This is a genomic window from Marivita sp. S0852 (assembly GCF_046591575.1).
Lineage (GTDB): Bacteria > Pseudomonadota > Alphaproteobacteria > Rhodobacterales > Rhodobacteraceae > Marivita.
The window spans coordinates 752,931-766,820 of sequence record NZ_JBIQWA010000001.1; the positions used below are offsets into that span (position 1 = coordinate 752,931).

The window sequence follows — 13,890 nt, forward strand, 5'->3', positions numbered from 1 at the left end:
CCACAATGGGATTACTAACGAAAGAAATCGAACGGGCCCCCTGTACCGTTGAAATCAGCCATCGCTTTGAAAGCCTGCACGCACATGTGCGCTTCAATAACGGTGCGGTGATCTATCCGGGGGACGAAGTAAAGGTTCAGGGGCCGGAAATCATGGCCCCGTTCGGCGAAGTCGTGTCGGAAGACCGCGAAGCCGTCATCGTCCGCGCGTCAAAGCTGGAACAGCTTTGGACCCGTCTGACCGGTGATTTCGAAGTGATGGAGCTATGTGAATTCTCCTTCTCGGAAGAGGTGACGCTATGAATATGCAAGCCAAACACACCGCTGACGCCACCACCGTCGAAGAAAGCCTTGCGATTCAAGAAGAGCAGGCGAAATACGACGATAATTTCGCCACCGAAACCGCGATGGCCAACACGCTGCTGACGCCGCGCTTCTACACCACCGATTTTGATGAGCTGGACGCGATCAACGTCGATGGAATTCGCGCCGAGTGGGACGCGTTGATCGCCCAGATGGAGGCAGACCCGAACAAGGGCCACTTCAAAAAGAACGAAGACTGGGACCATGTCGATTGGGAGAACATGGAGCCACAGCTGAAGAAGGAGTTTATCGATTTCCTGATCTCAAGCTGCACCGCAGAATTCTCGGGCTGCGTACTTTACAAGGAAATGAAGCGCCGTGGGAACAACAAGGACATCACGCAGCTGTTTCAATTGATGGCGCGCGATGAGGCGCGGCATGCCGGGTTCATCAACGACGCCCTACGCGAAGCGGGTCTGCGGGTGAACCTTGGCTTCCTCACGCAGTCGAAGAAATACACTTATTTCCGGCCCAAGTTCATCTATTACGCCACCTACCTGTCGGAAAAGATCGGCTATGCCCGCTACATCACGATTTTCCGCCATTTGGAGGCGAACCCCGAACACCGGTTCCACCCGATCTTCAAGTGGTTCGAGGAGTGGTGCAACGACGAATTCAGCCATGGTGAAGCGTTTGCGCTTTTGATGAAGACGGACCCGAAATTGACCCAGGGGCGCAATGTCTATTGGATCAAGTTCTTCCTCACGGCTGTTTACGCCACGATGTATGTCCGCGACCACCAGCGGCCCGCGTTCCACAAGGCGCTGGGCGTTGATCCCGATTGGTACGCGCATGAGGTGTTCACCAAGACGTCCGAGCTGACCAAGCAGATCTTTCCGATCACGTTGGACATTGATCACCCCCGTTGGCAGCCCACGCTGGAGCGGTTGCAACGCGCGAATGTGCAGATTGCCGAAGGCAAAAAGCAGGGTGGCGTTGGAGGCAAGCTCAAGGAATGGGCGGGCGCGGCCAATGCTGCGTCTTGTTTCGTGTCCCTCTACTTCATTCCGGTGAAAAAACACAAAGTGCCCGCCGTGACGCGGTTGGAGCCTTCATATTGAACGGTTTCGCCGCCTTCGGGCGGCGACCGGGGGGGGGGGGGGGGGGGGGGGGGGGGGGGCGNGCGGCCAATGCTGCGTCTTGTTTCGTGTCCCTCTACTTCATTCCGGTGAAAAAACACAAAGTGCCCGCCGTGACGCGGTTGGAGCCTTCATATTGAACGGTTTCGCCGCCTTCGGGCGGCGACCGGGTGGGGGGCCAGCCCCCCACACCCCCCGGCATATTTGGAAAAAGAAGAAGGATAGAAACGCGTGTTAGGTGACCCTTGGATTGCAGCCCTCGTGGCGCTTTTTCTCTGGTGGTTTTCCACTGGGGCGATCCTGATGGTTGTGAAATATGCGGATCGGCGTGGGATGCGGTTTGGTCAGGCGCTGACCATGGCCGCGTTTCCTGTGTTCCTTCTGGGGGCCTATGGCATCTGGGTCAGCGCGACTGGCACGAATGTGGCGTCGGCCTATCACGGCTTTCTTGCGGCGCTGGCGCTTTGGGGATGGATCGAAATGGCGTTCCTGACCGGGACGATCATCGGTCCAAACCGGATGGTTTGCCGCGATGATATCCCGGAATGGGAGCGGTTCATCCGCGCCTGGGGCACAATCGCCTATCACGAGATGCTTCTGGCGGGAACATTGGCGGCAATCTGGCTTTACACATATGAGGCCGAGAATACGTTTGGGTTCTGGACTTTTGCGGTGCTGTTTTTTGCCCGCGTGTCAGCCAAGCTGAACCTGTTTCTGGGTGTGCCCAAGATCAACACCGAATTCCTTCCGCAACCTTTGGCCCACTTGCCCAGCCATTTCCGGCACGCCAAGATGAACTGGCTTTTCCCGATCTCGATCAGCGCGCTGACCTTTGCAGTGGGATGCTGGATCGAACGGATTTTTGCGTCAGACACACAAGGTGACGTGGTCGGCTTTGCCCTGTTGGCCGCCATAACCGCGCTTGCGCTGCTGGAGCATTGGTTCATGGTTCTGCCCTTGCCCGACGAGAAACTCTGGCGCTGGATGTTGCCCGCGCCCAAACCACAACAACAAGACAAGACACTACGAAGAACGGAGGACGCCCATGGACTTTGACAGCTTGTTCAATGCCCAGCTCGACACCCTTAAGAATGAGGGGAATTATCGTATTTTTGCCGAGCTTGAGCGCAAGTGTGGCGCTTTCCCGAAGGCCAAGAGCCATGATGAGGATTGTCCCGACGAGGTGACGGTTTGGTGTTCCAACGACTATCTTGGCATGGGCCAGCACCCCAAGGTGATCAAATCGATGCAGGATGCGGTGGCCGAGAATGGCTGTGGCGCTGGCGGCACGCGGAATATTTCCGGTACAAATCACCAGCACAAATTGCTGGAGGCGGAGTTGGCGGACCTGCATGGCAAGGAATCAGCGCTCTTGTTCACCTCTGGCTATGTGTCAAACTGGGCGGCCTTGTCGACGCTTGGCTCTCGGCTTCCGGACGCGGTGATTTTGTCGGATGAATTGAACCACGCGTCGATGATCGAAGGCATCCGTCACGCGCGTTGCAACAAGGTGATCTGGAAACATAATGATCCAGAGGATCTGGACCGCAAGCTGGCAGCCTTGCCGGTAAACGCGACCAAGATCGTGGCGTTTGAATCGGTCTATTCAATGGACGGCGATATTTGCCCGATGAACGAGATCGTGGACGTGGCTGAAAAGCATGGCGCGCTGACGTATCTGGATGAGGTTCACGCCGTGGGCATGTACGGTCCACGCGGCGGTGGTGTGTCAGAACGCGAGGGACTCGCGGATCGGATCACGTTGATCGAAGGCACACTGGGCAAGGCGTTCGGCGTTATGGGCGGCTACATCACCGGCTTTGACGCGATGTGTGATTTTGTGCGGTCTTTCGCCAGTGGGTTTATCTTTACCACCGCGCTTCCGCCGGCTGTGGCTGCGGCTGCACGGACCTCGATCCAGCACCTGAAGCAAAGCAGTGTCGAACGGGACAAGCAAAAGGCGCAAGTCGCACATTTGCGCCAGCGGCTAGACGCGATGGGTATCCCCCATCTTGAAAATCCCAGTCACATCATCCCCGTGATGATCAAGGACCCGGTCAAATGCCGGATGCTGGCGGATATTCTGATGCAGGAATATGGAATCTATGTTCAGCCCATCAACTATCCAACAGTGCCCAAAGGCACAGAGCGATTGCGCTTTACGCCAGGTCCGCTTCACACTGACGCAGACATCGAACATCTGGTAATGGCTCTCTCAACCCTTTGGAAACAATGCGCTATTTCGCACGAGGTCGCTTAACGCGATACTGATCGCGACGGAGTGATACAGAACCAATGGAATTCCCGTTGGTTTATGATAATTGTGTAGGGTATCGTGCAAACGGACACGTAAAAGGAGTTTGATATGAAGCTTTTGGTCGCAACCGCAGCTACAGCACTCACGCTGGGCGGTGCAGCATTCGCAGACAGCCATGCCGGATCCGGTGATGCTGAAGCGGGCGCAAAAGAATACAACAAGTGCAAATCATGCCACATGATTGTTGCCGATGACGGCACCGAGATCGTCAAGGGTGGCCGCACAGGCCCGAACCTTTATGGCATCATCGGTAAGCAAGCCGGCACTCAGGAAGACTTCCGCTATGGTGACAGCCTTGTTGCAGCGGGCGAAGCTGGTCTTGTTTGGGACGAGGAAACATTTGTAGCCTACGTTCAGGATCCCAAGAAATTCCTGGCAGAATATCTGGATGACAAAGGCGCGCGGTCAAAAATGTCGTACCGCCTGCGCAAAGGTATGGAAGACGTTTACGCATACCTCGTATCGGTCGGCCCCGAGATGGAAGACACCGGGTCGTAACGTAAGATTTTATAAGTCTGGAACGGGGCGCGCTGTCACAGCGCGCCCTTTTCTTTTGCGTCCACCATTGGTCAGAGTTGACCCAAAAAGCTCCGGGGCGCAAAACACCACCACTCAAAAAGGGCAGGTTCATGAAAATTGCGATGATTGGCACGGGATATGTTGGGCTCGTATCCGGGGTATGTTTTTCGGATTTTGGCCACAATGTTGTGTGTGTCGACAAAGACCCGAACAAGATCGACATGCTCGAACGCGGTGACGTTCCGATTTATGAACCCGGTCTGGACACGCTGATGGCCAAGAACGTCGAGGCGGGTCGTTTGGAATTCACCCAGGATTTATCTGCCGCGATTGACGGGGCAGATGCGGTTTTCATCGCTGTGGGAACACCGACACGCCGCGGGGATGGGCATGCTGACTTGACCTATGTAATGGCGGCGGCGCAAGAGATTGCCAAGGCGGCAAAGGGTTATGTTGTGATCGTCACGAAATCAACAGTGCCTGTCGGGACAAATCGCAAACTGCGCGAGGTGGTGTCTGCGGCGAACCCCGATCTTGATTTCGATGTTGCGTCCAACCCCGAATTCCTGCGCGAAGGGGCCGCGATTGATGATTTCATGAAGCCCGACCGCGTTGTTGTGGGCATCCAGACGGATCGTGCGGCCGCCGTGATGTCCGAGATTTACCGTCCGCTATACCTGCGGGATTTCCCGATCGTGACCACCGATCTGGAATCCGCCGAGATGATCAAATACGCGGCGAATGCGTTTCTTGCGACCAAGATCACCTTTATCAACGAAATCGCGGCGTTGTGTGAACGGGTGGGCGCTGATGTGAAGCAGGTATCCAAAGGCATGGGGATGGACAACCGTATCGGCAACAAGTTCCTGCATGCGGGGCCGGGATATGGCGGCTCTTGTTTTCCGAAAGACACCAAAGCTTTGGCGCGGATCGGGCAGGATCATGCCAGCCCGATGCATATCACAGAGGCGGTCATCGCCGTGAATGAAGACATCAAGCGCCGAATGATCGAAAAGCTGCAGGATCTGTGTGATGGGTCCTTCAATGGCAAAACCGTTGCCGTGCTGGGTGTCACGTTCAAACCAAACACCGACGATATGCGCGACGCGCCATCGCTGACAATCGTGCCCGCGTTGGTCGGCGGCGGCGCGAAAGTGCGGGTCTGTGATCCGCAGGGACAACATGAAGGCGAAGCGTTGTTGCCGGGGGTGACCTGGCTGGATGATCCATACCAGGCTGTCAAAAGCGCTGACTTGCTTGTTCTTTTGACGGAATGGAACGAATTTCGCGCCTTGGATCTGGTGCAGATCGCAGAGTCCATGGATCGCCCCGCGATGGCGGATCTGCGCAATATCTACAACGCAAACGTCGCAAAAGATGCCGGGTTTGTAGCCTATGAAAGCGTTGGGCGCATTGGGTTTCAGTAAAGGTCATTGCTCCGGGTTAACCGGGCATTAACGACAATTTGATCAGTCTGGACCAACTTAGGAAAGTTGGTTCAGGCATATGCGCGTTTCAGACAGGCTTTTTGATATCTGCGTTGCCGGGGTCAGTCTGCTTTTGACGTGGCCCATCATCATTTTGTGTATGATCTGCATTGCGATTTGCGATCGCCATCCCCCGATCTTTGGCGCGCGCCGTATGAAGGGGGCGAACCAGCCCTTTACGATGTGGAAATTGCGCACAATGCGGGGCAGCGACGATGGTTTGCCGACATCTGCATCAAAGGCGTCAGAGATCACGCGACTGGGCTTTGTGCTGCGGCAATTGCGACTGGACGAGCTGCCTCAGCTGCTCAATGTCCTGAAAGGTGATATGCGTATCGTCGGGACCCGGCCCCCGACGCCCCGGATGGTGTGCCAATATCCTGATCGTTTCGAAACCATCTTGCGTGACCTGCCCGGGATCACCGGAGATGGCACGCTGAAAACACGCATTCTGGAACGTCGCTTGCTTGACCATACCAGCACCGTGCCCGCGGTTGAGACCGTTTATGTTGATCATATTCTTCGCCAACGTGTGTCGATTGATCTGGCCTACGCGCGCAAGCGCACAGCGGTGTCTGATATCTTTATTGTGCTGCAAACGCTGCGAATGATTCTGTCTTTCTCAACAATGTTCCGTCCAAAAAATGCTCGAATCTGGGCGCGATTGCCGACTCAGTGAAAACAATCCTTGCGGTATCACGCCATTGTATCCCTAAACTGCCTCAAATCCGGCGAAAAAGGCAAAACGCTTGGCTGTGTGCCACATTTCTGACAAATACGATTTTATCGGGCGGGGGCCTGATCACAGGAAATATTCATGCGTCGGGTCTCTGACCACATCCTAACTCTCTCTTTGCTCACGGATGCCGAATCTTTCGGAACAACGACGCAGGATATGTCCAGCACTGTGGCGCAGGAGCGTTGGATCTAGGACAATCGGCACGCGCGGGGGCGCGACTTTGCAGCTACAACTCATGAACCGAGGTGAAGTGCTGTGTGCCGGGTCTGCGTTTGGGGACGCATCCACGCTCCTGCGAACAGGGTGATCGCACAAACCGTTTCAGCTGCCGAAGTCAGCCAGCGCTTTCTTGGCCAAGAATCGTGCGCAGGATGGCTTTTGCGTTATCCGACGCCCAATCTGCGTCACCGCGCAAGCGCGCAACCTCTTTGCCATCCGGGTTCAGAATCACCGTGATGGGAAGCCCAAGAACACCCATTTCCCGCGCCAGCGCAGATTTCGGATCGCGGTGCAGCGGCAGGTTTTCGACGCCGATTTCCTCAAAAAATGTCTTCATCGCCGGAGGCGGGTTGCGGCCCGTTGCAATCGTGACCACTTCAAAATCATCACCGCCGAATTCCGTCTGCAATTCCGACAGCATTGGCATTTCCTTGCGGCACGGCGCACACCATGTCGCCCAGAAATTCAAAAGAACCCATTTGTCGTCATAGGCGGCAAGCGACAATGGCTCGCCCTCAAAGGTGGTGAATTCGGATGTACCAGCCGCCTGTGCCTCGCTGTGGAAGACAAGTTTTTTCATATCGCCGTCGCGCATCGCTTCGGCTGCGGCCAGATCGGCAAAGCTCGGATTTGCAAGCGTGACGAGGCCCGTATAGAGCAATGCGGCAAGCGTTTTCTTCATTTTCCCTCCGAAGGGGTAAGACATGTCCGACAAATCCTCGAACCAGATGTGGGGAGGCCGTTTCGCCGCCGGCCCCGATGCCATCATGGAAGCAATCAATGCCTCGATCGGGTTCGACAAACGCATGGCGGCACAAGACATCGCCGGGTCAAGGGCCCACGCCGCAATGCTTGCCGCGCAAGGCATCGTAACATCTAGCGATGCAAACGCGATGCGGGAAGGCTTGCTCACTGTTTTGTCAGAGATTGAAACAGGTGACTTTGCATTCTCAACCGCGCTGGAAGACATTCACATGAACGTCGAAGCGCGTCTGAAAGAGGTAATTGGCGAACCAGCAGGCCGTTTGCACACGGGCCGGTCGCGCAACGATCAGGTGGCAACCGATTTCCGGCTTTGGGTACGCGACCAACTCGACGCGGCAGAGGCCGGTTTGCAGGCTCTGATGCGCGCATTATTGGCCCAGGCCGACGCAGGCGCGGATTGGGTGATGCCGGGTTTCACCCATCTGCAAACCGCGCAACCCGTCACATGGGGTCATCACATGATGGCCTATGTCGAAATGTTCGCGCGTGATTTGTCCCGCGTTCAGGACGCGCGGAAACGCATGAACGAATCGCCCTTGGGGGCCGCTGCCCTGGCGGGCACATCGTTTCCAATTGATCGCGACATGACGGCAAAGGCACTTGGCTTTGACCGCCCGATGGCCAACAGCCTTGATGCCGTCAGCGACCGGGACTTCGCTTTGGAATTTCTGAGCGTCGCAAGCATCTGTGCAATGCACCTAAGCCGCATGGCCGAAGAGCTGGTGATCTGGTCCTCGGCCCAATTCCGCTTTGTCACCTTGTCTGACCGGTTCTCGACCGGCTCGTCCATCATGCCGCAAAAGAAAAACCCCGACGCGGCGGAACTGATCCGTGCCAAGATCGGTCGGATCTTTGGGGCTAATGTGGCGTTGATGATGGTCATGAAGGGCCTGCCGCTGGCCTATTCAAAGGACATGCAGGAAGACAAGGAACAGGTGTTTGACGCCGCCGACAACTGGATGCTTGCGCTCGCTGCGATGGAAGGCATGGTCAAAGACATGTCCGCGAACATCGAAGCACTGGAATCCGCCGCAAGCGCGGGCTTTTCGACGGCAACGGATCTTGCAGACTGGCTTGTGCGCGCACTCGACCTACCCTTCCGGGATGCACACCACGTCACCGGATCGTTGGTGGCGATGGCGGAACAGAAGGGATGCGATTTGCCGGATCTGAGCCTTGACGACATGCAGTCGGTCCATGCCGGGATAACAGCAGAGGTGTTCGAGGTGCTTGGCGTGCACAATTCTGTCGCCAGCCGCACCAGCTATGGTGGCACCGCCCCTGTCCGCGTGCGCGAACAAATCGCCCGTTGGAAGGATCGTCTGAAATGAAGCACACACCGCTCATCCTGGCTCTGCTTGTGCTTGCGGCCTGTGGTGCCGAAGGTGATCCGATCCGCCCGTCTGTGAACACCACGGTGTCTGTCGGCTCTGAAGGCATACGCACATCAACCGGGGTGATCGTGCAAACCGGGTCTGTCAGTGTTGGAGTGGGATTCTGATGACGTATATGCGCTGGATCTATCTTGCCCTTGCCGTTTGGGGTGCAATCCACCCGATGTATTATTTCATGTCCTACCTCGCGGCAAACGCGTGGAGCCTCGGGGCCTTGATTGACGCGTGGTATGTCAACGATTCGACCACCGGATTGACATGGGATCTGACCATTGCCGCCATCACTCTGACTGTTTGGATCATTGCCGAAGTCGCGATGCGCCGAAACTGGTCAGCGTTGATTGCCATACCCGCCACCTATTGTATCGGTGTCAGTTGTGGATTGCCGCTTTACCTGTACCTGCGGTCGCGTCCTGTGGACTGACAGGGAATCCGATATTTGAACAAGAAGAAGGGTGGTAACACCCACGCCGCTCGGCTACTGCGTCGCGGTCTGATGTCTGGAGACTGTCTTGGATCATTTCCTCTATCGCGATTGTGAGCTTTTCGCCGAAGACGTGCGCGTGTCAGATATCGCCGCGTCCGTTGGAACGCCGTTCTATCTGTATTCGACCGCAACCCTGACCCGGCATTTTCAACTGTTTGATCAGGCCCTGGACGGGATGGACCACATGGTCTGCTACGCCATGAAAGCGGCGTCCAATCAGGCCATCCTCAAAACGCTGGCCGAGCTGGGCGCAGGCATGGATGTGGTGTCAGGCGGCGAATACGCGCGCGCCAAAGCCGTGGGCGTACCGGGCGACCGCATTGTGTTTTCCGGTGTCGGCAAAACGCGCGCTGAAATCCGGCAGGCGCTTGAAGGCGGACTTCGTCAGTTCAACGTCGAAAGCGAACCCGAGATGCGGGTAATCTCCGAAGTCGCAACCAGTCTGGGCAAAACCGCGCCGATCACCGTGCGCGTGAACCCGGATGTCGACGCCAAAACACATGCCAAGATCGCAACCGGTAAATCCGAGAACAAGTTCGGTATCCCGATTGCCAAAGCACGCGAAGTCTATGCCGAAGCCGCCGCACTTCCGGGGATCGAGGTGATCGGCATCGACGTGCATATCGGATCGCAGCTCACCGATCTGACGCCATATGAATTGGCCTATCAAAAGGTGGCCGAGCTGACCGAGCAATTGCGGGCAGACGGCCATACGATCAAACGTCTTGATCTTGGTGGCGGGCTTGGCATTCCTTATGCCCGCAACAATGAAGCACCGCCTTTGCCGTCTGACTATGGCGCGCTGATCAAACGCACTGTTGGCCACCTTGGTTGCGAGATCGAAATTGAACCGGGCCGGCTGATTGCGGGCAATGCGGGCATTCTTGTCAGTCGGGTGATCTATGTGAAACAGGGCGAAGGCCGACAGTTTCTGATCCTCGATGGCGCGATGAACGATCTGATCCGTCCTGCGATGTATGATGCTTATCACGATATCGTCCCTTTGATCGAACCCAAGCCCGGCGTTGAGCAGCAGCCCTATGATATCGTTGGGCCTGTCTGCGAATCCGGGGATACGTTTGCGAAAAACCGCATGATGCCGCCGCTTCGCGATGGGGATCTGGTCGCGTTTCGGTCTGCCGGGGCCTATGGGGCCGTGATGGCCAGCGAATACAACACCAGACCGCTGGTTCCCGAGGTTCTGGCCAAGGGTGATCAATTCGCCGTCATCCGAGAGCGCCCGGACTTTGACGAAATCATAAATCGAGATACCATCCCCCCATGGCTGTGAGGTGCCCCTCTCGCGGTCCACGTGCCGGGAGATGGGAATGACCACACGGGATAACTTGCCCCACGACATCAGCACTGCCATCCGCTGGCCGCTGTTCCTCACCCGTCTGGGAATGGGAGCAGAGGCGGTGGTCCGGGCCTTCTGGCCGCTATGGTCGGTGATTTTCGCCGGTTTGGCGTTTCTGATGCTGGGGCTGCAGGATGTGTTGCCGGTTCAAGTCGTGTGGGCGGCACTCGCGCTTGTCACAGGCGGGGCAGTCTGGGCGCTGATCCGCGGCGTGCGCCGCTTTTCCTGGCCCTCCCAAACCGAAGCGCTCGCCCGTCTGGATGCCACAATGCCGGGCAATCCCATTCTGGCGGCAATGGACAGTCAGGCCATCGGCTCGGATGATGCCGCGTCGCATGCGGTCTGGAAGGCCCATCAGGCGCGCATGACGGCCCGGCTCAAAGACGCCAAGCCAGCGGAACCTGACTTGCGTGTGTCGCGCGCGGACCCGTTCGCATTGCGCTATGTTGCGGTTCTCGCTTTGCTGGTGGCGACAGTGTTCGGATCGGTATTGCGGGTGCAATCCGTGTCTGCGATGGGCCCAACCGGGCAGGCGCTTGCCTCTGGCCCCACATGGGAAGGCTGGCTGGAGCCGCCGCATTACACCGGATTGCCGTCCATCTACCTGAACGACATCGACGCCGCGCGTTTGGAAACGCCCGTCGGCAGCCGCGTCACCTTGCGATTCTATGGAGAGGTTGGCGCGTTAAGCGTCAGCGAAACCATTTCCGGCAGAGCATCCCCGACAGACACCGCACAGGACGTAATCGAAGCGTCGATTCAAACCGCCCAGGAATTCGACATTGTCCAGTCAGGCAGCATCGAAATCGAAGGCCCCGGCGGCCGCTATTGGGAAATTGTCGCAACGCCAGACCAGGCCCCGGAAATCACACGCGAGGAACAGATCGAGGTCAGCTACGAAGGCGAAGCCCAAATTCCGTTCACCGCACGCGACGATTATGGCGTTGCCGACGGCATGGCGCGAATTGAACTTGCGCTGACAGAAGTGGATCGGCGCTATGGTCTTCGCATTGATCCGGAACCGCGGGCCGTGATCGAATTGTCGCTTCCGATGCCCATCGCGGGGGATCGGTCCGACTTTACCGAAACCCTTGTCGATAATTTTTCGCAACATCCCTGGGCAAACCTGCCGGTCACTCTGAACCTGAGCGTCAGTGATGAGGCCGGTCAGACCGGTGACGCGATCCCCGAGGTGATCACCCTGCCAGGCCGCCGGTTTTTTGATCCGATGGCCGCTGCGATCATTGAGCTTCGGCGCTCTATCCTGTGGAACCGCGACAATGCCGCGGATGTGGGGCTTTTGATCCGGGCCATCTCGCATCGTCCGGATGACGCCTTCCGGTCCGCCACCGATTATCTGCGCCTGCGCACCATTCTGCGCCGCGTCGAGGCTTTGGCGCAGGTCCGCATGACCGATGATCAACAGGCCGAAATTGCTAAGGCGATGTGGGATCTTGCGCTTCGCTTGGAAGAGGGTGATCTGGACGATGCGCGCGAACGGCTCCAGCGCGCGCAGGATCGGTTGTCCGAGGCGATGCGCAATGGCGCGTCGGATCAGGAAATCGCCGAATTGATGCAGGAACTGCGCCGCGCGACGGATGATTACCTGCGCCAGTTGTCGCGTCAGGCGCAACAGGACACCCCTGATCAGGAAATGACCCAGAATCAAGACATGATCGAAATGAGCCAGAGCGATCTGCAAGAGATGATGGATCGCATCCAGGAGTTGATGGAACAAGGCCGCATGGCCGAAGCGCAGGAAGCGCTCGAACAGCTTCGTCAGATGATGGAGAACATGCAGGTCACGCAAGGTCAGGGCCAGCAAGGGCAGTCGCCGGGCGAACAGGCGATGGAGGGTCTGGCAGAAACCCTGCGCGACCAGCAAGGCCTGTCCGATCAGGCATTCCGGGATCTGCAAGAACAGTTCAATCCGGGACAGCAGGGCCAGCAGCCTGGACAACAGGGTCAACAAGGACAGCAGCCCGGTCAACAGCAGGGCCAAGGCCAGCAAGGTCAGGGGCAACAGGGCCAGAATGGCCAAGGCCAGAATGGTCAGCAGCAAGGTCAGGGACAGGGTCAAAACGGCCAGGGCCAAAGCCTTGAGGAAAGCCTGGCAGATCGCCAGCGGTCTTTGCGTCAGGAATTGAACCGCCAGTCGCAAAATCTGCCCGGGGCCGGTACCGAAGCCGGAGATGCCGCGCGCGAGGCGCTTGACCGCGCCGAAGGCGCAATGGAAGGCGCAGAAGATGCGCTGCGCAACAACGATCTTGCTGGTGCCATCGACAACCAATCCGAAGCAATGGAAGCTCTGCGCGAGGGGATGCGCAATCTGGGCGAAGCCATGGCGCAACAGCAGCAGCAAGGGCAGGGCCAACAAGGTATGGCCGAGGGCACTGATCCGGGTCAGCAACGTGACCCGCTTGGACGCAATGTCGGGTCCAATGGCCAGATCGGGTCTGACGAAAGCCTGCTGCAAGGTGAAGACGTCTATCGCCGGGCGCGCGAGCTTCTGGACGAAATCCGCCGTCGCTCTGGTGAAGGTGAGCGCCCCGCAGAAGAACTGGAATATCTGGAACGCCTGCTCGACCGGTTCTGACCGGGTCGGTGCCTTGGCTTAACTGTCCGGCTCGATCTTGCCGCGAAGCGCTTTGACCTCGCCCCTGACTTTTTTCGCCTTGAGCCGTCTTTTCTTTGATCCCAGGGTTGGCTTTGTCGCGACGCGACGTTTCGGCGGTGTCAGGGCTTGCCGGATCATCTGTTTAAGTCGGTCCCGCGCAATTTCGCGGTTGCGGGCCTGCGACCGCGTTTCATCCACTTGCACCACCAGCGCCCCGTCTTTGGTCCATTTGCGCCCGGCAATCCGCCGCAAACGGGCTTTTACCGGGCCAGGCAGGTTCGGGGACCGCTCCGCTTCAAACCGCAGCTCGACTGCGGTGGACACTTTATTGACGTTCTGCCCCCCCGGACCAGACGCGCGGATAAACTGTTCCGTCAGCTCCCAATCCTCGATGGTGATGGTATCCGTGACAATGATCATCCCAAGGGACATAACGCCAAAGCGCCCATACAAAAAGGGCCACCGATGAACGATGGCCCTTCGAGAATAAACGGAGGTGGGGTCCGGTTAGGTTCCTCACCAATTCGTAAAGTTCATCACCCAGGGAC

14 protein-coding genes are annotated in these 13,890 nt (G+C 57.5%); 12 read left to right on the plus strand and 2 right to left on the minus strand.

The features are described 5' to 3' along the window. The first annotated feature begins 5 nt into the window (after window positions 1-5). The 7 genes from ACG74X_RS03650 to ACG74X_RS03680 all read left to right on the plus strand — a co-directional run bounded on the left by ACG74X_RS03650 (window position 6) and on the right by ACG74X_RS03680 (window position 6,443). Complete coding sequence (locus tag ACG74X_RS03650; RefSeq protein WP_411232775.1) at window positions 6-302, plus strand: hypothetical protein; 297 nt, start codon at window positions 6-8, stop codon at window positions 300-302. Then, window positions 299-1,423 carry a magnesium-protoporphyrin IX monomethyl ester (oxidative) cyclase gene (gene acsF, locus ACG74X_RS03655; RefSeq protein WP_411232776.1) on the plus strand — a complete coding sequence of 375 codons (1,125 nt, stop codon included), beginning with the start codon at window positions 299-301 and terminating at the stop codon, window positions 1,421-1,423. Before ACG74X_RS03650 ends, acsF begins: the two co-directional genes overlap by 4 nt. Before the next feature lie 249 nt (window positions 1,424-1,672). Next, window positions 1,673-2,497 carry a putative photosynthetic complex assembly protein PuhE gene (gene puhE, locus ACG74X_RS03660; RefSeq protein ID WP_411232777.1) on the plus strand — a complete coding sequence of 275 codons (825 nt, stop codon included), beginning with the start codon at window positions 1,673-1,675 and terminating at the stop codon, window positions 2,495-2,497. Next, window positions 2,487-3,701: a 5-aminolevulinate synthase gene (gene hemA, locus ACG74X_RS03665; protein WP_411232778.1), complete on the plus strand. Its 1,215-nt coding sequence runs from the start codon at window positions 2,487-2,489 to the stop codon at window positions 3,699-3,701. Before puhE ends, hemA begins: the two co-directional genes overlap by 11 nt. A gap of 105 nt (window positions 3,702-3,806) precedes the next feature. After that, window positions 3,807-4,256 (plus strand): c-type cytochrome, encoded by a 450-nt coding sequence (locus ACG74X_RS03670; RefSeq protein ID WP_411232779.1) that lies wholly within the window; start codon window positions 3,807-3,809, stop codon window positions 4,254-4,256. 131 nt (window positions 4,257-4,387) lie between these two features. Continuing rightward, on the plus strand, window positions 4,388-5,704 hold the full coding sequence (locus ACG74X_RS03675; protein ID WP_411232780.1) for a UDP-glucose dehydrogenase family protein: 1,317 nt from the start codon (window positions 4,388-4,390) through the stop codon (window positions 5,702-5,704). 79 nt (window positions 5,705-5,783) lie between these two features. Beyond that, window positions 5,784-6,443 (plus strand): sugar transferase, encoded by a 660-nt coding sequence (locus tag ACG74X_RS03680; protein WP_411232781.1) that lies wholly within the window; start codon window positions 5,784-5,786, stop codon window positions 6,441-6,443. A 394-nt stretch (window positions 6,444-6,837) separates the two neighbouring features. Here the strand turns inward: ACG74X_RS03680 and ACG74X_RS03685 are convergent, their stop codons facing one another. Beyond that, complete coding sequence (locus ACG74X_RS03685; protein WP_411232782.1) at window positions 6,838-7,404, minus strand: TlpA family protein disulfide reductase; 567 nt, start codon at window positions 7,402-7,404, stop codon at window positions 6,838-6,840. Between the two features lie 22 nt (window positions 7,405-7,426). Here ACG74X_RS03685 and argH point away from each other — a divergent pair, with 22 nt between their 5' ends. From argH to ACG74X_RS03710, 5 genes are all read left to right on the plus strand, one after another. Next, on the plus strand, window positions 7,427-8,818 hold the full coding sequence (gene argH, locus ACG74X_RS03690; RefSeq protein ID WP_411232783.1) for an argininosuccinate lyase: 1,392 nt from the start codon (window positions 7,427-7,429) through the stop codon (window positions 8,816-8,818). After that, window positions 8,815-8,988, plus strand: a complete 174-nt coding sequence (locus tag ACG74X_RS03695; protein WP_411232784.1) for a hypothetical protein — start codon at window positions 8,815-8,817, stop codon at window positions 8,986-8,988. Before argH ends, ACG74X_RS03695 begins: the two co-directional genes overlap by 4 nt. Beyond that, complete coding sequence (locus ACG74X_RS03700) at window positions 8,988-9,305, plus strand: DUF2834 domain-containing protein (protein ID WP_411232785.1); 318 nt, start codon at window positions 8,988-8,990, stop codon at window positions 9,303-9,305. The genes ACG74X_RS03695 and ACG74X_RS03700 overlap by 1 nt, the downstream gene beginning before the upstream one ends. An 88-nt stretch (window positions 9,306-9,393) precedes the next feature. Further along, window positions 9,394-10,659: a diaminopimelate decarboxylase gene (lysA, locus tag ACG74X_RS03705; protein ID WP_411232786.1), complete on the plus strand. Its 1,266-nt coding sequence runs from the start codon at window positions 9,394-9,396 to the stop codon at window positions 10,657-10,659. Between the two features lie 37 nt (window positions 10,660-10,696). Beyond that, window positions 10,697-13,321, plus strand: a complete 2,625-nt coding sequence (locus ACG74X_RS03710; RefSeq protein WP_411232787.1) for a TIGR02302 family protein — start codon at window positions 10,697-10,699, stop codon at window positions 13,319-13,321. A gap of 18 nt (window positions 13,322-13,339) precedes the next feature. Here ACG74X_RS03710 and arfB read toward each other — a convergent pair whose 3' ends face one another. After that, entirely contained in the window at window positions 13,340-13,774 is a 435-nt protein-coding gene (gene arfB / locus ACG74X_RS03715; RefSeq protein ID WP_411232788.1) for an alternative ribosome rescue aminoacyl-tRNA hydrolase ArfB, read from the minus strand. Window positions 13,775-13,890 lie beyond the last annotated feature (116 nt).

Excerpts from the sequence above, each read along its gene's own strand:
- ACG74X_RS03675 (WP_411232780.1), top strand. The coding sequence starts at position 4,388 with ATGAAAATTGCGATGATTGGCACGGGATATGTTGGGCTCGTATCCGGG.
- ACG74X_RS03670 (WP_411232779.1), top strand. The coding sequence starts at position 3,807 with ATGAAGCTTTTGGTCGCAACCGCAGCTACAGCACTCACGCTGGGCGGT.
- acsF (WP_411232776.1), top strand. The coding sequence starts at position 299 with ATGAATATGCAAGCCAAACACACCGCTGACGCCACCACCGTCGAAGAA.
- ACG74X_RS03685 (WP_411232782.1), bottom strand. The coding sequence starts at position 7,404 with ATGAAGAAAACGCTTGCCGCATTGCTCTATACGGGCCTCGTCACGCTT.
- arfB (WP_411232788.1), bottom strand. The coding sequence starts at position 13,774 with ATGTCCCTTGGGATGATCATTGTCACGGATACCATCACCATCGAGGAT.
- argH (WP_411232783.1), top strand. The coding sequence starts at position 7,427 with ATGTCCGACAAATCCTCGAACCAGATGTGGGGAGGCCGTTTCGCCGCC.
- ACG74X_RS03680 (WP_411232781.1), top strand. The coding sequence starts at position 5,784 with ATGCGCGTTTCAGACAGGCTTTTTGATATCTGCGTTGCCGGGGTCAGT.
- ACG74X_RS03650 (WP_411232775.1), top strand. The coding sequence starts at position 6 with ATGGGATTACTAACGAAAGAAATCGAACGGGCCCCCTGTACCGTTGAA.
- ACG74X_RS03700 (WP_411232785.1), top strand. The coding sequence starts at position 8,988 with ATGACGTATATGCGCTGGATCTATCTTGCCCTTGCCGTTTGGGGTGCA.
- ACG74X_RS03695 (WP_411232784.1), top strand. The coding sequence starts at position 8,815 with ATGAAGCACACACCGCTCATCCTGGCTCTGCTTGTGCTTGCGGCCTGT.
- ACG74X_RS03710 (WP_411232787.1), top strand. The coding sequence starts at position 10,697 with ATGACCACACGGGATAACTTGCCCCACGACATCAGCACTGCCATCCGC.
- hemA (WP_411232778.1), top strand. The coding sequence starts at position 2,487 with ATGGACTTTGACAGCTTGTTCAATGCCCAGCTCGACACCCTTAAGAAT.